The following is a 22,357-nucleotide window of genomic DNA, read 5'->3' as shown; positions in this document are numbered from 1 at the left end:
GCTTATCTATCATTTATCTCTGATCTCGCTTTTGAGGCTTCGACTCAAAAGCGTATCTTTGCGCCGAAATGATAGCTATAAATGACCTTACGTTCGAGATTGGTGCGCGCGCCCTATATGATGAAGCCAACTGGCACATTAAACCGGGAGAGAAAATTGGCCTTATAGGTGCTAACGGCACGGGTAAAACCACGCTGTTAAAAATCATTGTGGGCGATTACAAGCCTACATCGGGTACCATTTCTATGGCGAAAGACCTCACCATGGGTTACCTTAACCAGGATTTGCTATCGTACTCATCCGACAAAAACATCGTACACGTTGCCATGGAAGCCTTTGAGCGCCAAAACCAACTGCACGACGAGATAGAGGTGCTGCTTAAAAAACTGGAAACAGATTACAGCGAGGACCTGTTACACAAGCTTAGCGATAAACAACACGAGTTTGAACTGCTTGACGGTTACAACATCGAGTATAAAGCACACGAAATTTTAGCGGGTTTGGGTTTCACTGAAGCTGAATGTGAGCGCAAGTTAAGCACTTTCTCAGGGGGCTGGCGGATGCGCGTAATGCTTGCCAAGATCCTTTTACAGGCGCCGGATATCCTCTTACTGGATGAGCCTACCAACCACCTTGACTTACCGTCGATACAATGGCTGGAAGATTACCTGAAAGCCTTTAACGGCGCTATCATCATCGTATCTCACGATAGGTGGTTTTTAGATAAGGTTATTAACCGCACGGTGGAATCGCGCAAGGGTAAACTGAACGTTTATGCCGGTAATTATACTTTTTACCTGGAAGAAAAGGCACAGCGTGCCGAAATTCAGCGTGGCGAGTTCAAGAACCAGCAATCAAAAATAAAACAGGAAGAGCGTTTGATAGAGCGTTTCCGTGCGAAGGCATCAAAGGCAAAAATGGCGCAATCGCGTATCAAAATGCTTGATAAACTGGAGCGAGTGGATGATGTGGATGATGATAACCCTGAGGTTAACTTCAGCTTCCGTTTCAGCAAGCAATCAGGCCGCCACGTATCTACGTTGGAGCATATTACCAAAAAATACCCTACAATTGATATTTTAGCTGATGCCGAAGCCATCATCGAAAAAGGTGATAAAATAGCGCTGATAGGTGCCAACGGTAAAGGCAAATCAACCCTGTTGCGTATTGTGGCCGGTGCCGATAAAGAGTATGCAGGTACTGCCGTTACAGGCCATAACGTTTCGCAAACCTTCTTTGCCCAGCATCAGTTGGAGAGCCTGCACTTAGAACATCAGATTTTACAGGAGCTGCAGTCGTTCGCCCCAAAGCATACCGATACGGAGCTGCGCTCGATATTAGGTTCGTTCCTGTTCACGGGTGATGATGTATTTAAAAAGATAAAAGTACTATCGGGTGGTGAAAAATCGCGTGTAGCGTTGGCGAAAGCCCTTACAGCGGATGCGAATTTTTTGGTACTGGATGAGCCTACCAACCACCTGGACATGGCGTCGGTAAATATATTGATCCAGGCGCTGCAACAGTACGAGGGTACGGTGATCGTGGTATCTCACGATAGGTACTTTCTGGATAATGTTGCCAACAAGATCTGGTTCATCGAAAACCAAAAGATAAAACAATACCCGGGCACTTATGCCGAGTATGATGTTTGGAACGCTAACCGCAAGCTTGACCCTAAGGTAGAAGTACCGGCCCCTCAGCCTAAAAAGGAAGAGAAAAAACCTGAGCCTGCCAAACAGCCGCAAAGCGAAAACAAAACGCAGCAGCTAAAAAAGCTTAACCAGGACCTGACCAAAATGGAAGAGCACATTGCAGGCCTTGAAAAAGAAGTAAAAGTATTAGAAACCCAACTGGCCGATAATAGCATCTACAACCAGGCCGAAAAACTAAAACAGATCAGTAATAGCCATCAGCTAAAAAAGCTTGAACTTAGAGAAAACCAGGCACGCTGGGAAGCGCTTGCCGAGCAAATAATGGAATTAGAAGGTTAATATAAAAGCTTTATTTATTAGAGGCAGTTGCTTAGCAGCTGCCTTTTTTGTTAGGCCCCTTCGCCATCCCATCCGCTGGCGACCGGATCGGGATTCCACAGGACATGTTACTAATTTCTACGCCATTTTTGGTGTTGTAACCAACAATGGCGTACCCTGAAATAAATTCGGCATAACGTGGGTTTTTCCTACCTTGTATCAATGAAAAATTGTTTCTGCGCCATTGTTTTTTGCCTGTTCGCAAGCCTATCTTGCTTCGCACAAAACCCGCCTTTTGATAATAACGTTTACAAGCACGAGATAAAAAGCGTTGAGTTTTATAATTCAAAAAAAGCGGCATCCTTCCCGGCTATTGACCTGGGTGGTAATGAAACGGTTACCCTTGGTTTTGATGACCTGAGCGGTTCCAGCCGTACTTTTAATTACACCATACAGCATTGCGAAGCTAACTGGAACCCATCCCGCCTATCTCCTGCCGAATACCTGGAAAGCTTTACCGATGACCGCATGAACGATTACACCTATTCTTCAGCAACGTTTCAAAAATATACCCACTACGAGGTTAAGATCCCCAACCGCAACATCATCCCCAAAGTATCGGGTAATTATATTTTAAAGGTTTACGAGGATGGCGACGTTAATAACCTGATCCTTACCCGAAGGCTTTATGTGGTTGGCAAACGTGTTTCGGTAAGTGCCACTATCATCAGCTCTAACAACGTAGCCACAAGGCGTACAAACCAAAAGGTAAATTTCACCATTGAATACGGCGGCCTACCGGTACAAAATCCCAATACCGATATCCGTGCATTTTTAATGCAGAACGCAAGGCCCGAAACAGGCATCATGAACAATGTACCGACTTACATCCGCGGTACGCAACTGGTTTATAACGATGTTAACATAAACGACTTTGCGGGCCGTAACGAGTTCAGGCATTTTGATACACGTACGCTTAAACTAAACTCGGAACGCATTTCGAAGATCTATAAAGATACCGCCAATACCGTTATGCTACTGGGCGACCCAAACCGCAACCTACCTAACTACACTTTGCTGTATGACATCGATGGCAAGTTTTTTATCCTGAACCAGGATGGTAGCGATGCCCGCCGAGATGCCGATTACGCGCACATGTATTTTAACCTGGCGGCCAATAAATCGCCGGAGGATGGCACGCCTTATATTACAGGCCAGTTTAATGATTATAAGCTGGATGACCGCAGCAAACTTACTTTTGATAGCAGAGGCCGCTGGTACACCAATCTGCTGCTTAAACAAGGCGTATACGATTACCAATACGTTTGGGTAAACAAAGCCACTAACAAGCCCGACGATATCGCATTAGAAGGCAATTATTTTGAAACCGAGAACGAATACCAGCTATTGGTTTACTACCGCCAAACCAGCTCGCGTTACGAGCAACTGGTGGGCTATACTTTACTGAATAGCGCAAAGCAATAATTATTAAAATGCTATAACAAGCGCTATATCCAATACTGTAAAATCACACGAGCAACAAAGCAAAAAAAGATTTCGGCGGGTGCAATTATGGTCATTACATTTCTAACCTACCAGCTTGGTAAGGATATCGTGAAGATAGGCATCAAAGACGGCAAGGCTACCCAAATGGCCATAACTAAGAAATAGGTGCACAAAACCTTTGGCTTACAGGCGTTTTAAGGACTTTACTCTCCTGTTAAATTTTATCTTTGCAGCATGAAAGGAAAATCGTCCAAAGAATCATTCACTATTATGAACGAGTTGGTATTACCCAATGATACCAACACTTTTAATAATTTAATGGGGGGCCGTTTGCTGCACTGGATGGATATTGCCGCTGCCATATCTGCACAAAAACATTGCAACCGGGTGGTAGTTACCGCATCTGTAGATAATGTTTCCTTTCAGCACCCTATAAAACTTGGTGATGTAATTACCATCGAAGCAAAAGTTTCCCGCGCGTTCACCACTTCTGTAGAAGTAAGAATGGATGTTTATGCCCAAAACATACCGTCCGGTACGAAAGTTAAAAGCAACGAGGCCTATTACACATTTGTAGCTTTAGACGAGAATGGCCACACCATGCCCGTACCCCCAATGCTGCCCGAAACCGAGGACGAAATTGAACTTTACGAAGGTGCTTTGCGCCGCCGCCAGTTACGTTTAATTTTGGGTGGCAAAATGAAACCATCCGACGCTACCGAATTAAAAGCGTTGTTCTTCGGCGCGGAGAAATAAGATCCTTAATTTGACTAACCACGAAGAACACTAAAATAAAGCACAAAGGTCACAAAGAATACTCTGTGACCTTTGCTGTAAAATATAAAATCTTTGTGTTCTTTGTGATTAACAAGAGTTACTCGCCCGCCAGTTCCAATATCCTGTCAAATTCCTCGCGTTTCATGCCCATTACCGATAAGCGGCCTTGTCTAACCAAGCCAATATCTTTTAAGCGTTCATCGGCTTTAATTTGTTCGAGGGTTACCGGTTTTTTAAGGGGTTCTACGGGTTCAAGGTCTACCACTACCCAATTCGGATCTTCTGTGGTCGGGTCCTGGTAAAATTCTTTTATAACTTTGGCAATGCCTACAATTTCTTTGCCTTCGTTACTGTGGTACCACATCACCAGGTCGCCCTCTTTCATTAACCTGAGGTTGTTACGCGCCTGGTAATTACGCACACCATCCCAAAAGGTATGGCCCTCTTTGTTAAATTTTTCCCAGCTATATTTAAACGGTTCACTTTTTACTAACCAATGGTTCATATGATGCATCCTTATACAGCGGCAAATTAGGAATTTTATAGCAAAAACAGTGTCATTTAATACAAGTTTAAACATCTACAATTATTACTGTTTTGTTTAATCTCTATTAATTTTTTAACAGCGTTTCTATTGTTGTGAAAAAAAATCAGGAAATTGAGATACTTATGCTGATGTGCATTTTATCATCAAAGACAGCAATAGGCGGTTGGAGGATACGATAGAGTAGGTTGGGTTGCGGTTAATGCAATATCTTAAACATCAGTTCTTTCATTAAGCCGCCATGATCCGTATTTGATTCTACGCCTTTGCTTTTCAGGTCGTACTCGCGCAGGTAGCTGATTATCTGGAAGGTTTTGCCAAGGTTATAGTTGCGTGCCGCCTGCTCATAATCCTTTAAAAAGTACGGATTAACACCTATTTCGCGGGCAGCGTTACCTTTATCTTTTACGTAGTGATACGCCAGCACCTTGCTAAAAAAGTTATTGAGGTTACCCAGTACCAAAACAATTGGGTTGGCTTTAGGATTAGCTTCAAAGTAATTTACAATTTGGTTTGCCTTATAAACATCCTTACGGGTAAGCGCACTCTGCAGTTCAAAAACGTTGTATTCTTTACTGATGCCGATATTATCCGCAATCAGTTGCAAGGTAATTTCCTGCCCGGCGCTGATGTTCAGCATCAGCTTGTCCAGTTCGTTGGCTATCTTGGATAAATCGTTACCCAAATATTCAGATAACATGGCAGATGCCTGCTGGCTGATCTTATATTTCTTATCAGACACATATCCTTCAATCCAACCCGGGATCTTATTATCATACAACGCGGTTGATTCAAATATCAGCCCGTTCTTTTCAATGGCCTTGTATGTTTTTTTGCGCTTATCAAACTTGCCGTATTTGTAGCAGAATACTAAAACTGTGCTTTCTAAAGGGTTCTCCAGATAGCTTAATACCGGGTTAATGCTTTTTTTATCGTCATCATCGCGGCCCCATTTCATATCCTGCGCCTCTTTAACCATTATCACCTGGTAATCGCTCATCATAGGATAGCGTTTTGCGGCGTTTATAACCGTCATCACATCGGTATCCTTACCGTATAAAACCGTTTGGTTAAAACCCTTCTCAGCGCTTGTCAGTAGGTTGTGTTCTATGTAATTACTCACCAAATCAATATAAAAAGGTTCCTCGCCATGCAGCAGGTACACGGGTTTAATTTTGCGGTTCTTAAGGTCTTTTATAATATCGGGAGCAGAAGCGGCCATCAAGTCAAAAGTAAAAAGTTAAAATTCAAAAACCTTATTTTACGAGATATAAAGTAATAAACATCATTATGGAAAGTGCATTTTTACTTTTGAATTTATACTTTTGAATTTATAAAATGCTCCAGCCGCTTAATCTTCCGCCCTATCCGTTTAAACTAACCGACGATAACGGGCAGCTTACACTTTTTGATGAGCTGCGGAAGAAGAACATTATACTTACCCCCGAAGAATGGGTACGCCAGCACTTTGTACAATATCTCATCGGGCAAAAGCAATACCCCAAATCGCTTATAAAGTTAGAAGGCGGGTTAAGGCTGCACGGCATGGCTAAACGTACCGATATCGTGGTGTTCAATTCATCGGGCGAAAAGATCTTATTGGTGGAATGTAAGGCGCCTTCGGTAGCCATAAGCCAGGCGACGTTTGACCAGGCCGCGCGTTATAACATGGTGCACAAAGTAAAACTACTGGCGGTTAGCAACGGCTTACAACATTATTATTGCAGCATCAGCCACGAAAACGAAACTTATAAATTTTTGGAGGAATTGCCCAGTTATAAAGAGCTTTAGTTTACGGCAGCAACAAGGTTTTGGATCTTTTCCATCAACTCATCGGGTTTAAACGGTTTGGCAACGTAATCATTCATGCCCGCATTGATTACCTGGTCGCGGATGTCAAATAACGCCGAAGCGGTTAACGCGATAATTGGCACTTTTGCTTTGGCAGGGTCGGTCATTTTACGGATCTCCATCGATGCATCAAACCCGTTCATTACCGGCATTTGCAAATCCATTAGCACCACATCAAAATTACCGTACTGCATAATTTCTACCGCGCGTTCGCCGTTTTCGGCTATGGTTGGCACTATCTTCCATTTAGAAAATAGCTTCTTCATCAGCATTACGTTAACCGGGTTATCCTCTGCTATCAGAATGCGCAGGTTGCTGCCTTGCTCTTCGGCCAGTGCCATGGTTTGCGCCAGTTGTTGTGGCTCAGCAGACCTTTCTTTTGTAGAAGCCAATTCCGTAGAAACAGGGAACTCCATATTAAACGAAAACTCCGACCCCTGGTTTACCTTACTACTTACATGCATTTGCAGGCTTTGCAGCTCCAGCAAACGTTTAACAATGGCTAAGCCTAAACCTGTACCACCATACTGACGCGTAGTGGTGATAGATTCCTGAGTGAATGGCTCAAATATGGTATCGAGGTTTTCCTTTTTGATGCCGATACCCGTGTCTTTTACCGAAAAGCCTACTGTGATATTATTATGGCGATCTTCCAAACAGGTTACCCTCACCAAAATATTACCCTCCGAGGTAAATTTAATGGCATTGCTCACCAAATTAAATATGATTTGCGTTAAGCGGGTAGGATCGCCAAATATTACTTTGCGGCGTAGTTCACTATCAATGTCGAGCTTAAACAAAAGGCTTTTTTCTTCGGCTTTAATCATCTGCCCGCCACAGATGTTCTGCATCAGGTCGACAAGATTGAACTTGATCTTCTCGAACACTACTTTACCCGACTCTATCTTGTTAAAGTCGAGCACATCATTCACAATAGCCAGCAGGTTATTGGCCGAAAATTTCAGGATCTCCAGGTTCTCGCCCTGGTCCTGCCTTGGGCTATTCATCAGCAGCAGGTTGCTCATACCAATAACGGCATTCAACGGTGTGCGGATCTCGTGCGACATGGTAGATAAGAAATCCGATTGTACCTGTGACGATTTTTCGGCCTTTTCTATAGCCCGCTCAAACTTAATATTTAATGCTGCCTGCTCTTCACCGGTTTCTTTAAGTTGTTTAATATTCTTTAAAAACGCGGTATAAAAATGGCTGTGGATAAATATGATGAGGATAAAGTTTGCAAATACCGCTATAATGGTAGTTGATCCGTCGGCTGTTTCAGGTTTAAAATCGATAATATAATTATGATCAAACTTCATCACCATAAATATAAGTACTGGTAGCAAGTTTAACAGCGAGAAAAACATGCCCCAGTTTTGCCCCAGCATATAAAAACTAAATACAATAATCAGTATGATAGTTTGTACAGTAATAATATTTACATCCTGTAGAATAACAAATGCTGTTAACAGGTTAACCAGCGTACCAATAATAAGCAGCATGTGCGAAATAGTACGCCAGTGCGGTTTAAACGTAAGGTATTTAAAAAGCGCAACAACCGATGCAAGTACACAACCTGCCACTATAGTCATTACGTGTATGTTTTGCACGTAAATACTTAAGAACAAAGCACCTATGACTACAATAGCTAACAACAAACCAAAATACAGCAAGCGGATACGGGCCTGGTCAAGAATTGACATTTCCTTCGTAAGTATCTTGTTTATAGAAAAATTAAAAAAGCTCACTTGCTTGGTTGCCGTATTAATGTAGGTTAAATAATGATAATAAATAGCTGTTTTAATATACGCAATTACTTATTGTTTAAATATGTAATGCAAATAAATAACGCAATTAGCCTGCCAATCCCCTTAAATTGTCTTCAACAATTTTTAACCTCGCTTCTGCATCGGCCTTCTTTTTTAATTCGTTGTCAATTATCTCTGGTTTGGCATTTGCCATAAAACGTTCATTATTTAACTTTGCGTTTACCGATTTTAAAAAGCCTTCCAGATATTCTTTTTCTTTTGTAAGTCGTTCTGTTTCAGCAGCAACATCAATTTCTATATCAAGTTTAATAAAAAACTCGTCTGTACCGGCTATAAAGCTGTTTGCACCTGCTACTGCATCAGTAACGGTACTTAGCTCGCTAATATTACCCAATTGTTTAATAACACCCTCGTACGCCAAATAATCAATACCCGATGTTGTTTTTACTGCCAAAGGCAAGGCCTCTTTCGGCGAGAGCTGGTTGCTGTTGCGGGTATTTCTAACCTGCGCAATAACCTGTTGTATAACTCCTATCTCGGCAGCCAAGCGGGTATTTATTTCCCCGATTATTGGTAATTGGGCAACAATACAGCAATCTAATTCGGCACGTGTGCCAAACAGTTCGTCGTGCCAAAGTTCCTCGGTCAGGAACGGCATGTATGGGTGTAATACTTTTAATATATTTTCAAAAAATGCTACGGTAGCTTTGTAGGTTTCGGCATCTATCTTTTGCTTTTCTACATCCTGCTGGTAGGCAGGTTTCACCATTTCCAGGTACCAGGCACAGAAATCGTCCCATACTAATTTATAGGTGGTCATCAGCGCTTCAGATAAACGGTATTGTTTAAAGTCGCTTTCAATATCAACCAAAGCCTGGTTAAAGCGGCTCTCGAACCACTCTATCGCGATTTGGTTTTTTGGGGCGATGCTCTCGTCAATCTCCCAACCTTTTACCAGTTTAAAAGCGTTCCAGATCTTGTTTGAGAAATTACGGCCCTGCTCACAATAGCTTTCGTCAAACATCAGGTCGTTACCTGCAGGCGAACATAGCAACATCCCTACACGTACACCGTCGGCACCGTATTTAGCGATAAGGTCAAGCGGATCGGGCGAGTTACCTAAGGATTTTGACATTTTACGGCCAAGCTTATCTCTAACAATACCGGTAAGGTAAACGTTAGTGAACGGTTTGGTCTCGCGCAGTTCATGCCCGGCCGTGATCATCCTTGCCACCCAAAAGAACAAGATCTCGGGAGCCGTAACCAAATCATTTGTTGGGTAGTAATAGTTTATCTCGGCATTATCCGGGTTACGCACGCCATCAAAAACAGAGATCGGCCAAAGGCCCGATGAGAACCAGGTATCCAAAACATCTTCGTCCTGGGTTAGGTTATCAATGGTAAATGATGCATCGATCTTTTGTGCTTCAACCAAAGCTTCTTCTTTGGTTTTAGCAACCACAAACTCGCCGTTTGGCAGGTAATAAGCAGGGATCTGCTGGCCCCACCACAACTGGCGGCTAATGTTCCAATCCCTAACATTCTCCATCCAATGGCGATAAGTATTGATAAATTTCTCAGGGATCAGTTTTACATCACCATTGGTTACATATTCCAGCGCAGGCTTAGCCAGTTCTTTCATTTTGCAGAACCATTGCATGCTTAGCTTTGGTTCGATAGCCGCGTTGGTACGTTCGCTGTAACCTATTTGTGAGGTATAATCTTCTGTCTTTTCTAAGGCGCCGGCCTCTTCTAAAAGCACGGATATTTTTTTACGGGCAATGAAACGGTCTTCACCAACTAAGATCTGCGCTTTCTCGTTTAAAGTAGCATCGTCATTCAATATATCGATGATCTGCAATTTATGTTTTTGCCCAAGCTCATAGTCATTCAAATCATGCGCCGGCGTAACCTTTAAACAGCCGGTACCAAAATCCATGGTAACGTACTCGTCCAGTATCACCGGGATCTCGCGGTTGATCAATGGGATAAATACCCCCTTGCCATGCAAGTGCGTGTAACGCTCGTCATTAGGATTGATACAAATAGCCGCATCAGCCATAATGGTTTCGGGACGGGTGGTGGCGATAGTTAAATGGCCATCCTCACCTGCTACCTTATAATTTATATAATATAACTTCTGATTTACTTCTTTACGGATTACCTCCTCGTCGCTTACTGCAGTTTTACCCTGCGGGTCCCAGTTTACCATGCGTACGCCACGGTAGATCCAGCCCTTTTTGTGCAGGTGTACAAAGTAGTCGATAACAGACTCGCTCATATCCTCGTCCATTGTGAACCTGGTACGTTCCCAATCGCACGAGGCGCCTAATTTTTTTAATTGATCGAGGATAATCCCGCCGTATTTCTCTTTCCACTCCCAGGCGTAGCTTAAAAACTCTTCGCGGCTCAGGTCTTTTTTGTTGATACCGCGTTCTTTCAGCATGGCAACAACCTTTGCTTCAGTAGCAATACTGGCATGGTCGGTTCCCGGCACCCAGCAGGCATTTTTGCCTTTCATACGGGCACGGCGGATCAGCACATCCTGTATGGTATTGTTTAACATATGGCCCATGTGCAGCACACCGGTAACATTTGGCGGAGGGATGACGATAGTATACGGCTCGCGCTCATCAGGCACCGACCTGAAGAAATTGTGTTGTAACCAGTAACTATACCATTTTTCTTCGGCTTCTGCGGGCGAATAGGTTTTTGCAATACTCATAGCCCGCAAAAATAACTATTTGGCGCTAATTGGGAACAGGTAAAATGATGATAGCCTCTCCCCTGCCCTCTGCTTTGAAGAGGGCGCCAATAATTACTAAGAAAATGATTTTAAAGCCCTCTCCTTTGGAGGATTTAAGTAAGGCTTCTTCACCACCCTCTTTGCGCAGCAGAGAAGGGTTGCGCATGTAGTGCCGCGGGGTGAGTTAAACCTACACGTTTTAGGTGGAATAATTATAAATTACGCCCTTCAATCCATCAGCAACAATATTTTTACATGTAGCCGTTTATAGTGTATAAACTTTGCGCCCGGTATGAAAACATTGCCTGTAAATCGTTTTTTAGCAGCTTTTATAAGAATGTCGCGTTTGGCATTTGTTATAAAATGGTTCAACAAGTAATTTCCGCTGCCCTATTATTTGCCATCCGGCAGATAAATAATTAACTTCACGTTTTACTGATTTTAACATGAAATTAAAGTTCACCAACTTAATGCTGATGAGTGCCCTGTGCCTGTCTGCCAGTGTTTTTGCCGCCAATGGCGATAAAACACCGAAAACAAAATCACCAAACGATCCACCCAAAAAATACATCGACCCGGCCAATATGAATCTGTCGGTAAAACCAGGCGACGATTTTTTTGATTACGCCAACGGCAACTGGATAAAACAGAACGCCATCCCCGCCAAAGAAACCCGCTGGGGCAGCTTCAATATCCTCCGCCAGGAAAACACCAACCGCCTGTTAGGCCTGCTTAACGAGGTTAGTAAAACGCCCGGCCACCCTAAAAGCACCCTTAAACAACGCGTGGGCGACCTTTACGCCAGCGGTATGGACAGCCTGACCATTGAAAAGAAAGGCTATACCCCTATCACTACCGACCTTACCCGCATCAACAAAATAAGCGGCCTGAAAGGCATTGTTAACGAATTGGTTTACGAACGCGTTAATGGCATAGGCAGCCCGCTATTTGGTTTTGGCGTTGGGCAGGATGACAAGCATGTAGATAAATACATCATCAGCCTTAGGCAAGGCGGCACCAGTCTGCCTGATAGGGACAACTACTTGAAAGATGATGCCCGCAACAAAAAGATCCAGGACGCGCTGAAGACATATATTACCACCCTATTTACCTTAACCGGAACAGATGCTGATGCGGCATCCAAAAACGCAGGCACCATATTTGAACTGGAAAAAACCCTTGCCAAATCACAGTTAAGCCGCGTAGCACAGCGCGACCCGAATGTTAATTACAACAAATTCTCGGTAGCTGATTTTAGTAAAACCACCCCGCATTTAAATTGGGTGCAGATATTGCCGATGTTAAAAGTAGCCGGGCAGGATACAATCATTGTTGGTCAGCCGGCTTTCTTTAAGGATGCGGATGCATTGCTTGCTTCCACCCCGGTTGAAGACTGGAAAACCTATCTGAAATGGAATATCCTGCGTGGATCGGCTTCATCATTAAGCTCACCGTTTGTGAACGCGAGTTTCGCTTACAGCGCAGCGCTTAGCGGCCAAAAAGCCCAAACACCGCACAACGAGCGCATGAGCGCCCTGGTTGATGGCAGCATAGGCGAATTGTTAGGCCAGCTTTACGTAGAAAAATATTTTACACCAGCGGCTAAGCAATACATGATAGACCTGGTGAACAACCTGAAAGTTACCCTTGGCGACCGCATCAAACGCCTGGACTGGATGAGCGAAGAAACCAAGGCACGTGCTCTTAAAAAACTGGCCGCATTTACTGTAAAAATCGGTTATCCAGATAAATGGGAAGTTTACGATGGTCTTGTCATTAACCGTGATGATTACGCCGGTAACTTAAAGCGCATTGCCGTTTGGCGTTACAATTTTAATGTGAGCCGTTTGGGCAAACCTGTAGACAAGACCCGCTTTGGGATGACCCCGCCAACTGTTAATGCATCGTACAATCCAACCAATAACGAGATCGCTTTCCCGGCCGGGATATTGCAGTTCCCATTCTTTGACTTTGGAGCCGATGACGCGGTGAATTATGGTGGTATAGGGGCGGTTATAGGTCACGAAATGACCCATGGTTTTGATGATGAAGGCCGCCAGTATGATGCCGATGGCACCCTGCGCGACTGGTGGACCAAAGCCGATGCCGACAAATTTAAAACCCGTGCCGACCAGGTAGTTGGCCAATACAATGCCTTTACCGTGCTGGATACTATCCACGTGAACGGCAAACTTACCCTTGGCGAAAACCTTGCCGACCTTGGTGGCTTAAATGTAGCTTACGAAGCCTACACGAAAACCAAACAAGGCCAGTCGACCACTAAAATTGATGGCTTTACGCCCGATCAAAGGTTCTTTTTATCCTGGGCGCAGGTTTGGCGCAGCGCGCAACGCCCCGAGGCGGCCGCGCAACGCATCCTAACCGACCCGCATTCGCCCGAGCAGTTCCGCACCAACGCCCCTGTTGTTAATATGGATGCCTGGTACATCGCCTTCGATGTAAAACCTGGTGATAAGATGTATAAAAAACCTGACGAGCGGATAAGGGTGTGGTAGGTTAGAGATTAGCGATTAGATAGCTATCGGGATGTGAATAAAGATTAGATAGAGGGAAGCCTGGTCCAGAATCCGGCTTCCCTTTTATACTGATTGCATCATTTTTAACGCCGCGATGGCAGCGCCGTTTTCAGGGTACTTTTCTAATACTTTAATATAAACATCTTTACCTTCAGCACCCCGCCCTAATTGAGTAAGGCTGAAAGCGATATTGCACAACCCCATTTCCCGATAAGTCATTCTTGATGCACTTAATAACGTTATATACTTGTATTTATCAACCCACGCGTATCGTTCAAAATAAAAAAACGCTTTGTTGGAAATGTAATATAGCCTGTTCAAAATTACTCTTTTTTAAAAGTGCTACCCCTTGCCTGTGTTGCCTTGCTATTAAATTTCTTAAAAAATATATAATAAACCAGTAAACTAAAACACCATAGATCATATCCATGCGGTCCTCAGTAAATAACGAGAAAAACCAAAACAGCGAAAAAAGCAATATAAATTGCGGGATGGTATACAACCAAACAACCTTACCCCGCAAGAATGGTGTATCTGCCATATTCTTTAATTAGTCTTGCTAAAATAGAATTTCCTATCTAATAATTTTTATATAATCTTTACCTCTCCCCCACAATCTCTACTTTCGACGTTTAATCTAAACCTATATCTTTGCGGCACTGACACATGATATGATAGTTCATCAATTTTACGATAAGGGATTGGCGCATGCTTCATACGCCATTATTCGCAGCAACAGGATGGTTGTTATTGATCCTGCCCGCAACCCGCAGCCTTACTATGATTTTGCCGCTTTGCACAATGCAGACATCACCGGCGTTATTGAAACCCACCCCCATGCCGATTTTGTAAGCTCTCACCTCGAAATCCACCAAACCATGGGTGCGGTTATTTATGTAAGCAAGCTTACCGGTGCCGAATACCCCCACGAAAGTTTTGATGACGGCGATGTGATCCGTTTAGATGACATAAAGCTAAAAGCTATTAATACCCCCGGTCATTCGCCCGATTCTATCTGTATTTTATTGGAGAACGAGAAAGGCCGCGATTGCGCCGTTTTCACCGGTGACACGCTGTTTGCAGGTGATGTTGGCCGCCCCGATCTGCGCGAAAGCGTTGGTAACATCACTGCAAAAAAAGAAGAACTGGCCCGCCAAATGTATCACAGCACTCGCGAAAAACTGATGGTTTTGCCTGCGGATGTTACTGTTTATCCCGCGCACGGCCCCGGCTCGCTTTGCGGTAAAAGCATGAGCCCCGATCTGCAAAGCAGCATTGGTAAGGAACTGCGCGATAATTACGCCCTGCAACTGATGGACGAACTGGCTTTTGTAAAAACCCTAATGGCCGACCAGCCCTTTATGCCAAAATACTTTAGCTACGATGTGGAACTAAACAAAACCGGCGCGCCAAATTTTGAAGAAAGCATTGGCATGGTTAACCGCCCGTCTAAAGATATTAAGCTGGAGAAAGGCGCTTTAATTATTGATAGCCGTACCAAAGAGGCTTACCGCAACGGCCACGTAAAAAATGCCATTAACCTGCAGGATGCCGAGAAATTCGAGAGCTGGTTAGGTTCTGTTATAGGCCCTGATGAGCAGTTTTATTTGATAGCCGCAACCGACGAAGAACTGGAAGTTGTTATCCGCAAAACGGCTAAGATAGGTTACGAGAAAAACATTATCGCGGCTATACTTGTCCCGGCAAATTCCAAAGAACAGTCTGCTAATATTGACTATGCTGATTTTAAAGCGTACCCGGATAACTATACTATTATCGACGTGCGTAACTGGACAGAGATTAAAGGCGGGAAAATCTTTAATAATTCACTAACTATCCCATTACCCGAACTGCGCGAGCGTGTTGGTGAGATCCCGACTGACAAGCCAATTGCTGTACATTGCGCGGCAGGTTACCGCTCTACAGCGGCAACGGGGATCATTGAGGCTGCGATCAGCAATGTACCGGTTTATGATTTGGGTGAGGCTATTAGAGATTGGCAGTAAAGGGTTTTATGCCGGTGTACTGGCTGCTTCGTTTCGGCAACCCTTTCGGGGCGTATTAATTATTTATTCGCGGTATCATAACTCTCCCCTTTTCAACGCATCGGCGGCATAGTTTGCCGCACGGGCGGTTAAGGCCATAAAGGTTAGCGATGGGTTTTGCGTACCTGTAGACGTCATGCAGGCGCCATCAGTTACAAACACATTGGGGCAATTATGTAACTGGTTCCATTTATTAAGCAGCGATGTTTTAGCATCGTGCCCCATGCGCACCCCGCCAACTTCATGAATATCTAGCCCCGGAGCTTGCTTGCTATCATTAGTGACTATATTTTTACAGCCAGCTTTATCCAGCATCTCGGCACCCTGCACCAGAAAGTCTTTTAAAGATCTTTCATCATTATCGTCATAATCAACAGAAATACGTAGTTGCGGTATCCCCCATTTATCTTTATGATCATTACTCAACTGCACAAAATTACTCTCTTTAGGGATGGTTTCGCCCTGCATCATCATGTAAACGTCCCAAGGCCCGGCCTCACTCATGGTATCTTTATAATTGGCACCAATTGGGTCGCCGTTGGTAAAGTGCCCCCAGCCGGGGCGGTTGGCGGTATAAAACACCATATAGCCGCGTAAAAAATCTGTTTCCTGCTTATGTACGTTCCTAAAATTTGGCATCATTACCGTTGTTGGCCTGCGCCCATAGTAGTAACTATCCATATGCCCATCCTTACCGGCAGTGATAGAGCCACGATAATTCTGAAACGCGATGTATTTGCCCAATAGGCCATTATCATTCCCCAAGCCGTTTGGGAAGCGGTTTGATGTTGAATTAAGCAGGATAAGGTTACTGTTTAATGCCGCCGCGTTCACAAAAATAATTTTAGCAAAGTATTCTATAGCCTTATTGGTAAGCGCGTCTATAACCTTTACACCAACGGCTTTTTGCTTCTTTTCATCGTAAATAATGGAGTGCACTACAGCATCTGGCCGTAGCGTTAAGTTGCCCGTTTTAGCTGCCCACGGCAAGGTTGACGAATTTGAACTGAAGTATCCACCAAACGGACAACCTCTTTCGCACAGGCTGCGCGCCTGGCATTGCCCACGCCCTTGCTGCAAATGAATTGCTTTTGGTTGGGTAAGGTGAGCGCAGCGCCCAATAATTACGTTACGATCTTTATAATTTGCCATAATGCGCTGCTGTATCTCCTTTTCTACCACATTCATCTCCCATGGGGGCAAAAAGTCGCCATCGGGCAGGGTTTCTAATCCGTCATGGTTGCCGCTTATGCCAGCAAATTGCTCTACATAAGCGTACCAGGGGGCCAGGTCGTCATAGCGTATTGGCCAGTCTACCGCAAAACCATCCCGGGCAGGGCCTTCAAAATCAAACTTGCTCCAACGCTGGGTTTGCCTTGCCCAAAGCAGTGATTTACCCCCAACCTGATACCCCCGGATCCAATCGAAAGGTTTATCCTGCACATAGGGATGCTCCTTGTCCTTCACAAAAAAATGCTCGGACGCCTCACTGAAAGCATAACACCTTTCTACTATGGGGTTTTGCTGTTTAACAGATAGGGGTATTTGGCCTCGATGTGGAAAATCCCAGGGGGTTTTGGTAGCTGTTGGGTAATCTTTTAAATGCACAACGTCTCTGCCACGCTCTAACACAAGCGTTTTAAGGCCTTTGCCGCAAAGCTCTTTGGCCGCCCAGCCGCCGCTTATACCCGACCCTATAACGATAGCATCAAAAGTATTAGCCGCAAATTCGTTTGAATTTACATATCCCATTATAATTAGTTTTATAAACTAAAATTAACGATTGTTAACGATAACATCAACAATAGCATCCTTTTCGTTTTTTTACCCTTATTTTTATAAAAATCCCTTTATCACCGGCCAAACGGTTTCTGCAACTACTTTGTAGCCTTCTGCAGATGGATGCAGCCTGTCCCACAGGTTAAGGTGCTTTACGCCCGCTACGCCGGCCAGCAGGAAGGGAACAAATGCTATTTGGTTATTATCCTTCGCAAGCTTTTTGTAGATGCCATTAAACGCTATCGCGATGCTACCCCCTAAAAATACCGGGATTTCCATTCCTAATAATACAATTTTTGCTTGCGAATATTTGCTTTTTACTTTATCGATAATAAGCTGCAGGTTTTGGGCGATGATGTGTGGCGGAACTCCCCTGCGGATGTCGTTTATACCCAATTCCAGCACAAAAACATCAACAGGTTTACTTAGCCAGTATTCTAACCGGGATAAGCCTCCTGCTGTAGTATCGCCGCTTACGCCGGCATTAATGATGTTATAATTTAATCCATCAGCGTTAATTTTTGTACCGATAAGTGCCGGAAACGATTCTGTAGCCGCGTTTGCCAGCCCGTAGCCTGCCGTTAGGCTATCGCCAAAAAATAAAATATTCTTCATAGGTCAAGGGACGATTGACGGTGAATTATATTGCAGAATTATGTGTGGCGTATCTTGTCTCTCGATTCATGACATACTGCCTCCCTAATCTATCCCTTCCACACTCCACAAACCGGGATGGTCGCGGTAATGGGTTATATTCTCGATGATCGCCTCAACTTCGTGCGAGGTAAGCCCATCATGGCCATCGGCAGTATAGGTAAACAGTTTTCCGGGGTATACAAAAGTAATATAACCAAGATAGTTGGGGTCTGTTTTTGTTTCAAGTAACAATTCGCTTTCCTGGCGATGCTCTTCTACTTCGTCCAATTCGCTATTTCTATAAATATTATAGGTATAGGTGAGTACCTGGTGGCCATTTACCTGCGCCTGCGTATTGGGTATTATCTTCACAGGTCTATTATTTCCAATGGTAAAAAAAATGGGTATCATGGCTTTTAGTTCTTGCCCTATACGACAAATGTTGAAACAAATAGTTTTGCCAATAATAGTCATTATTAACTTTAACGGTAGATGAAAATCCTAAAACTTAATAACGGCTTATTGTTGCTGATAAAAACTGCTGGTAAAAAGTTGCGACTGGTAGTAACTGATGACACAATGGAGTTGGCTTGCCGCAAGGAAATTCCCGGCAAACTATCCCGATTTTTAGCATCCGTAGAAGATGGAAGCCTGTTTAAAGGCAGGATACAGTTTCATAAATTACTGTGATGCTTAAGGGAAACAAGGCAGGTTCTATCAACCTATGCAACCCAAAAAAGATACTTAACGCTTATAATGTATAATCAGTATTAATTATTTACAAAACAAGAACGCCCCCGATTGCTCGGGGGCGTTTTGATTAAATATAAAGAACGAGTGAAAATTAAAATGCGTAACGCAAACCAAACTGCATTTGCCAGCGTGATGCAAAAAGATCAACAGAGTACGGTACACCCGGATCGGTAAAGGTGTATTTAGGGTACGTTGTTGATACTGCTGTAATTGCAGGGGTTGTTTTTGGTGTTAAACCAACGCTTGCCGTTGAGTTGAACGTATTAGCCGAGAAGTAATACTGGCCCCAGTGCTTGTTCAACAGATTGGTAAGGTTGATGATATCGTAAGTAAAAGTTAAAACTTGTTTGCGTTTGCCGCTGCCAAACTTAAAGTCTTGCGAGAAACGGAAATCAAGGTTGTTATTCCACGGAGTGTAAGCCGCGTTACGCTCGGTGAATTTACCACGACGAGAGCTTAAGTATTTGTTGGCATCAATGTAGTTATCAAAAGTTGCTGCCTGTTGTACTGCTGTTGCACCACCTGCTATATCGCTAAAGAAGTTGACGGTTTCGTCTGTTTTGGGGATGTAAGATAAGCTCACTTGCTGGCCTGTACCGTCGATAGCTTTAGGGTAAATACCGTAGGTGTACGGGTTACCTGTTTGCGCACTCAGGAAGAAGGTAAAGTTTGCTGTGTAGTTTTTGGCTTTATCCCAATTAAACACATAGTTTACGTTTGATACGATCCGGCTGCGGATATCAAAGTTTGAATTAGCCAAACCCGGGTTGTTTGGGTTAAGCGCCTGGTTCAACTGCCAGTTAGATTCCATTGAGTTACGGATGCCGTTTGTAACATCTTTAGAGTGGCCGTAAGTATACGCTACCGATGCATTCAAACCAAACGGGAATTGTTTAGCAACCTGCACGGTTAAGCTGTAACGATAACCCTGATTGGTATTTGATAACAAATAAGCATTAGTATACGAAGGGTTAACTTTTTTGTTAACAAATATTGGTTGCTCTTTATTTACATCGTAAGGGTAATAAGTAACACTATCTACAGTATTTACCTGCTGGAATTTAAGATCGTGGATTACTTTTGTGTAGATACCTTCTAAAGTAAACTTCCATTTATCGTCTGTTTGATAATCGTACGCTAAGTTTGTACGCCATACCTGCGGCATTTTAAAGTGGTTGTCTATCAAATCCACCTGTGTAGGGCCGGATGCACCCGTATTAGCTGCCGGATTATTCTGCTGGTTTACATAACCTAAACCACCGTTAGCGGGGGCCTGCACAGGGTTTGTACCCGGCGTAATTGGGGCGGCAGCTTTTGGACTGCGGTCATAAGCGCCATAAGTATTACCGTTGTTGTAAAACGCGTAACCAAACCATGCAAACGGCACACGACCAGTAAATAAACCGCTACCACCACGCAATATCGCGCTTTGGTCGCCATTAATATCATAGTTGAATGATACGCGTGGGTTTATTTCCAAATTATTTAAGTAGTTATTTTTGATATCTGCCGGTTTGGTGTAGGTAAAGGTGTTACCATAGTTAACATCAACCGGGGCACCTGTTGTTTTGCTGCTTAAAGGCTGTTTGTTTGGGATACCGGCATAGTCAAAACGTACGCCTGCAGTCAGCTTAAATTTATCGCTTAGTTGAATTTCATCCTGTCCGTAAAAACTCAATAGGTCAACTTTAAACTGTGCCGATGGATGGGCAAGGATATAGTCGCGGGTGTTATCTATATAGTTATAATTGGCGCGTGTACGCGATGGGTTGTTATCTAAAAATTTGGCAACGCTGCTGTAAGCTATACGGCCGTTCCATGCGTTTACAAAGTTGTAGGTAATGTCGTAAAACTCGTTGTGTGTACCAAAAGTAAAAGTATGTTTGCCTTTGGTATAGGTTAAGTTATCGGTAAACTCAGTTGTTTTTTGGCGCATATCAAATATGGCAGCCTCCCTGTCGGTACCTAAAAATATGGTTGTACCCGGGGTGTTACCGGTGATCTCAATTTGTGGTAAAGCCGGGTTTGAGTTTGGTGTGCGGTAATCATGCACGTTTGAGTAACCTACTACTAAACTGTTGTTCAGGTTGTTGTTAAACCTTGTTTTTAACTCGGCAACTGTAGAACTGCTGTTATTGTGCGACGTGTAATTGATATCGCTAAAGCGAAAATTCTGCTGATCGCGCTCCAAGTTGGTAGCGGTTGATGAGATGGTATTATTACGCAAGGTCAACTGGTTTTTATCGTTAATGTTCCAGTCTAAACGGTTAAAGTATTTGTTAGAGCGAGAAAAGATAAACGTATTCTCGTAACTACCGGCATCAAAACCATAAGACGCCATTTTGTCTTTAATGTTGATGGCATCCTGCAAGGTTAATACTTTAGCCGAACCGGCTGTACCTGCCGCCGCGATAACGGGGTCTTGCCTGCGGGCGATCTCCTCATTGGTAAAGAAGAATAATTTGTTCTTCACGATAGGGAAACCTAAACGGATACCCGTCTGGTAATCATGAAAGGTTGACGGCAGGCTTGAGCCATCGCCACCAGATGCTGCTTTTGAATTGTTGGGACCAACCATGAACGCACCACGGCCGTAGCCATAAACAGATCCTGAAAAATCGTTTGTACCGCTGCGGGTTACCGCGTTAATACTACCACCCAATACGTTACCAATTTTAATATCGTAAGGGGCTACAAGTACCTGAATATCCTGTATGGCATCTAACGATACCGGGCTGGTACGCGTGCTGCTACCCACCTGGCCAGACGCGTTATTTTGGCCCCCTAATGAAGGGCTAAAGCCGATTGCATCGTTATTGATGGCACCATCAAGTGTAACGTTGTTGTAACGGTAGTTGGCACCCTGGAAAGAGTTGTTATTGCTTTGCGGCGTAGCGCGGGTAAGATCCTGCAAACTGCGGTTTATCGACGGCATGTTCTTGATTTGGTTTTGGCTGATGCGGGTGCTTGCACCGTTTTTTGTGCCGCCGCTATTACCTACAATTTTCACCTCTTTGAGGGAAGTAGTTTCGTCTGCCAAAATAAAATTATATGTGGCACTACCCAAAGATAGGTTAACATCTGTACGTTCATCTTTTTTATAACCTACAAAAGAAGCGCTTAAAATATAAGGACCACCCGGATTTACATTGGGGATGGTATAACGGCCATCGGAATTGGTTTGTGAACCGTAGCGTGTGCCTGTGCTGGTGTTTAAAACAGATACGGTAACACCCGGCATGGTAACGCCTTTAGCATCAACAACCTTACCGCTTATAACGGCCGTTGTGATCTGTGCGTTAGCCGCTACTGTTACCAGCAGGGTTAAAATTATCAGGTAAATTTTTTTCATTATAGAAGGGGTTTTTATTTACCCCAAAAGTCTACCCGCTACATTACGCGTTTGTTACGCCGAAATTAGAATGGGATTAGAATAGTGCTGTT

General features: G+C 43.8%; 17 protein-coding genes. 7 read left to right on the top strand and 10 right to left on the bottom strand.

What is annotated here, in order from left to right; translation table 11 throughout:
- Window positions 1–68 precede the first annotated feature (68 nt).
- The 3 genes from abc-f (at window position 69) to NAF17_RS01975 (ending at window position 4,232) form a co-directional block, all read left to right on the top strand.
- The gene (gene abc-f, locus NAF17_RS01985) at window positions 69–1,991 is read left to right on the top strand and encodes a ribosomal protection-like ABC-F family protein (RefSeq protein WP_252756302.1); all 1,923 of its coding nucleotides are present in this window, start codon (window positions 69–71) and stop codon (window positions 1,989–1,991) included.
- A gap of 201 nt (window positions 1,992–2,192) precedes the next feature.
- A complete protein-coding gene (locus NAF17_RS01980) occupies window positions 2,193–3,455 on the top strand; it encodes a type IX secretion system plug protein (protein WP_252756301.1) in 1,263 nt (420 codons plus the stop codon).
- Window positions 3,456–3,710: 255 nt separating this feature from the next.
- A complete protein-coding gene (locus NAF17_RS01975) occupies window positions 3,711–4,232 on the top strand; it encodes an acyl-CoA thioesterase (RefSeq protein WP_252756300.1) in 522 nt (173 codons plus the stop codon).
- A 118-nt stretch (window positions 4,233–4,350) separates the two neighbouring features.
- Here NAF17_RS01975 and NAF17_RS01970 read toward each other — a convergent pair whose 3' ends face one another.
- Both NAF17_RS01970 and holA read right to left on the bottom strand, forming a co-directional pair.
- On the bottom strand, window positions 4,351–4,758 hold the full coding sequence (locus NAF17_RS01970) for an EVE domain-containing protein (RefSeq protein ID WP_252756299.1): 408 nt from the start codon (window positions 4,756–4,758) through the stop codon (window positions 4,351–4,353).
- A gap of 238 nt (window positions 4,759–4,996) precedes the next feature.
- The gene (holA, locus tag NAF17_RS01965) at window positions 4,997–6,019 is read right to left on the bottom strand and encodes a DNA polymerase III subunit delta (RefSeq protein WP_252756298.1); all 1,023 of its coding nucleotides are present in this window, start codon (window positions 6,017–6,019) and stop codon (window positions 4,997–4,999) included.
- A gap of 116 nt (window positions 6,020–6,135) precedes the next feature.
- On the opposite strand from holA, the gene NAF17_RS01960 reads away from it, so the two are divergent.
- Window positions 6,136–6,588: a type I restriction enzyme HsdR N-terminal domain-containing protein gene (locus NAF17_RS01960; protein WP_252756297.1), complete on the top strand. Its 453-nt coding sequence runs from the start codon at window positions 6,136–6,138 to the stop codon at window positions 6,586–6,588.
- Here NAF17_RS01960 and NAF17_RS01955 read toward each other — a convergent pair.
- The 3 genes from NAF17_RS01955 to NAF17_RS01945 all read right to left on the bottom strand — a co-directional run bounded on the left by NAF17_RS01955 (window position 6,585) and on the right by NAF17_RS01945 (window position 11,329).
- The gene (locus tag NAF17_RS01955) at window positions 6,585–8,351 is read right to left on the bottom strand and encodes a response regulator (protein WP_252756296.1); all 1,767 of its coding nucleotides are present in this window, start codon (window positions 8,349–8,351) and stop codon (window positions 6,585–6,587) included. The genes NAF17_RS01960 and NAF17_RS01955 overlap by 4 nt on opposite strands.
- A 151-nt stretch (window positions 8,352–8,502) precedes the next feature.
- A complete protein-coding gene (locus NAF17_RS01950) occupies window positions 8,503–11,142 on the bottom strand; it encodes a valine--tRNA ligase (protein WP_252756295.1) in 2,640 nt (879 codons plus the stop codon).
- Window positions 11,143–11,167: 25 nt separating this feature from the next.
- Window positions 11,168–11,329: a hypothetical protein gene (locus NAF17_RS01945; RefSeq protein ID WP_252756294.1), complete on the bottom strand. Its 162-nt coding sequence runs from the start codon at window positions 11,327–11,329 to the stop codon at window positions 11,168–11,170.
- A 280-nt stretch (window positions 11,330–11,609) separates the two neighbouring features.
- Here NAF17_RS01945 and NAF17_RS01940 point away from each other — a divergent pair, with 280 nt between their 5' ends.
- Window positions 11,610–13,679 (top strand): M13 family metallopeptidase, encoded by a 2,070-nt coding sequence (locus tag NAF17_RS01940; protein ID WP_252756293.1) that lies wholly within the window; start codon window positions 11,610–11,612, stop codon window positions 13,677–13,679.
- 84 nt (window positions 13,680–13,763) lie between these two features.
- On the opposite strand, the gene NAF17_RS01935 is transcribed toward NAF17_RS01940, so the two are convergent.
- Window positions 13,764–13,919, bottom strand: coding sequence for a hypothetical protein (locus NAF17_RS01935; protein ID WP_252756292.1), 156 nt, complete (start codon window positions 13,917–13,919; stop codon window positions 13,764–13,766).
- Window positions 13,920–14,371: 452 nt separating this feature from the next.
- On the opposite strand from NAF17_RS01935, the gene NAF17_RS01930 reads away from it, so the two are divergent.
- Window positions 14,372–15,706 carry a rhodanese-like domain-containing protein gene (locus tag NAF17_RS01930; protein WP_252756291.1) on the top strand — a complete coding sequence of 445 codons (1,335 nt, stop codon included), beginning with the start codon at window positions 14,372–14,374 and terminating at the stop codon, window positions 15,704–15,706.
- Window positions 15,707–15,781: 75 nt separating this feature from the next.
- Here NAF17_RS01930 and NAF17_RS01925 read toward each other — a convergent pair whose 3' ends face one another.
- The 3 genes from NAF17_RS01925 to NAF17_RS01915 all read right to left on the bottom strand — a co-directional run bounded on the left by NAF17_RS01925 (window position 15,782) and on the right by NAF17_RS01915 (window position 18,532).
- Window positions 15,782–17,497, bottom strand: coding sequence for a GMC oxidoreductase (locus NAF17_RS01925; protein WP_252756290.1), 1,716 nt, complete (start codon window positions 17,495–17,497; stop codon window positions 15,782–15,784).
- An 84-nt stretch (window positions 17,498–17,581) separates the two neighbouring features.
- Complete coding sequence (locus NAF17_RS01920; protein WP_252756289.1) at window positions 17,582–18,139, bottom strand: arylesterase; 558 nt, start codon at window positions 18,137–18,139, stop codon at window positions 17,582–17,584.
- Window positions 18,140–18,223: 84 nt separating this feature from the next.
- Window positions 18,224–18,532 carry a hypothetical protein gene (locus NAF17_RS01915; RefSeq protein ID WP_252756288.1) on the bottom strand — a complete coding sequence of 103 codons (309 nt, stop codon included), beginning with the start codon at window positions 18,530–18,532 and terminating at the stop codon, window positions 18,224–18,226.
- Between the two features lie 120 nt (window positions 18,533–18,652).
- Here NAF17_RS01915 and NAF17_RS01910 point away from each other — a divergent pair, with 120 nt between their 5' ends.
- Window positions 18,653–18,850, top strand: a complete 198-nt coding sequence (locus NAF17_RS01910; protein WP_252756287.1) for a hypothetical protein — start codon at window positions 18,653–18,655, stop codon at window positions 18,848–18,850.
- A gap of 154 nt (window positions 18,851–19,004) precedes the next feature.
- On the opposite strand, the gene NAF17_RS01905 is transcribed toward NAF17_RS01910, so the two are convergent.
- Window positions 19,005–22,265 carry a TonB-dependent receptor gene (locus NAF17_RS01905; RefSeq protein ID WP_252756286.1) on the bottom strand — a complete coding sequence of 1,087 codons (3,261 nt, stop codon included), beginning with the start codon at window positions 22,263–22,265 and terminating at the stop codon, window positions 19,005–19,007.
- Between the last annotated feature and the right edge of the window lie 92 nt (window positions 22,266–22,357).

Origin of the sequence: Mucilaginibacter aurantiaciroseus (assembly GCF_024055595.1) — a bacterium.
Taxonomy (GTDB): domain Bacteria; phylum Bacteroidota; class Bacteroidia; order Sphingobacteriales; family Sphingobacteriaceae; genus Mucilaginibacter; species Mucilaginibacter aurantiaciroseus.
The sequence above is the reverse complement of the archived record's forward strand: the minus strand, read 5'-3'. Positions and strand labels throughout refer to the sequence as shown.

Bases quoted from the DNA above. Each gene is read 5' to 3' on its own strand.
- NAF17_RS01930 (WP_252756291.1), top strand. From the start codon at position 14,372: ATGATAGTTCATCAATTTTACGATAAGGGATTGGCGCATGCTTCATAC.
- NAF17_RS01960 (WP_252756297.1), top strand. From the start codon at position 6,136: ATGCTCCAGCCGCTTAATCTTCCGCCCTATCCGTTTAAACTAACCGAC.
- holA (WP_252756298.1), bottom strand. From the start codon at position 6,019: ATGGCCGCTTCTGCTCCCGATATTATAAAAGACCTTAAGAACCGCAAA.
- NAF17_RS01925 (WP_252756290.1), bottom strand. From the start codon at position 17,497: ATGGGATATGTAAATTCAAACGAATTTGCGGCTAATACTTTTGATGCT.
- NAF17_RS01950 (WP_252756295.1), bottom strand. From the start codon at position 11,142: ATGAGTATTGCAAAAACCTATTCGCCCGCAGAAGCCGAAGAAAAATGG.
- NAF17_RS01920 (WP_252756289.1), bottom strand. From the start codon at position 18,139: ATGAAGAATATTTTATTTTTTGGCGATAGCCTAACGGCAGGCTACGGG.
- NAF17_RS01910 (WP_252756287.1), top strand. From the start codon at position 18,653: ATGAAAATCCTAAAACTTAATAACGGCTTATTGTTGCTGATAAAAACT.
- NAF17_RS01945 (WP_252756294.1), bottom strand. From the start codon at position 11,329: ATGCGCAACCCTTCTCTGCTGCGCAAAGAGGGTGGTGAAGAAGCCTTA.
- NAF17_RS01955 (WP_252756296.1), bottom strand. From the start codon at position 8,351: ATGTCAATTCTTGACCAGGCCCGTATCCGCTTGCTGTATTTTGGTTTG.
- NAF17_RS01935 (WP_252756292.1), bottom strand. From the start codon at position 13,919: ATGACTTATCGGGAAATGGGGTTGTGCAATATCGCTTTCAGCCTTACT.
- NAF17_RS01940 (WP_252756293.1), top strand. From the start codon at position 11,610: ATGAAATTAAAGTTCACCAACTTAATGCTGATGAGTGCCCTGTGCCTG.
- abc-f (WP_252756302.1), top strand. From the start codon at position 69: ATGATAGCTATAAATGACCTTACGTTCGAGATTGGTGCGCGCGCCCTA.
- NAF17_RS01905 (WP_252756286.1), bottom strand. From the start codon at position 22,265: ATGAAAAAAATTTACCTGATAATTTTAACCCTGCTGGTAACAGTAGCG.
- NAF17_RS01970 (WP_252756299.1), bottom strand. From the start codon at position 4,758: ATGAACCATTGGTTAGTAAAAAGTGAACCGTTTAAATATAGCTGGGAA.
- NAF17_RS01980 (WP_252756301.1), top strand. From the start codon at position 2,193: ATGAAAAATTGTTTCTGCGCCATTGTTTTTTGCCTGTTCGCAAGCCTA.
- NAF17_RS01975 (WP_252756300.1), top strand. From the start codon at position 3,711: ATGAAAGGAAAATCGTCCAAAGAATCATTCACTATTATGAACGAGTTG.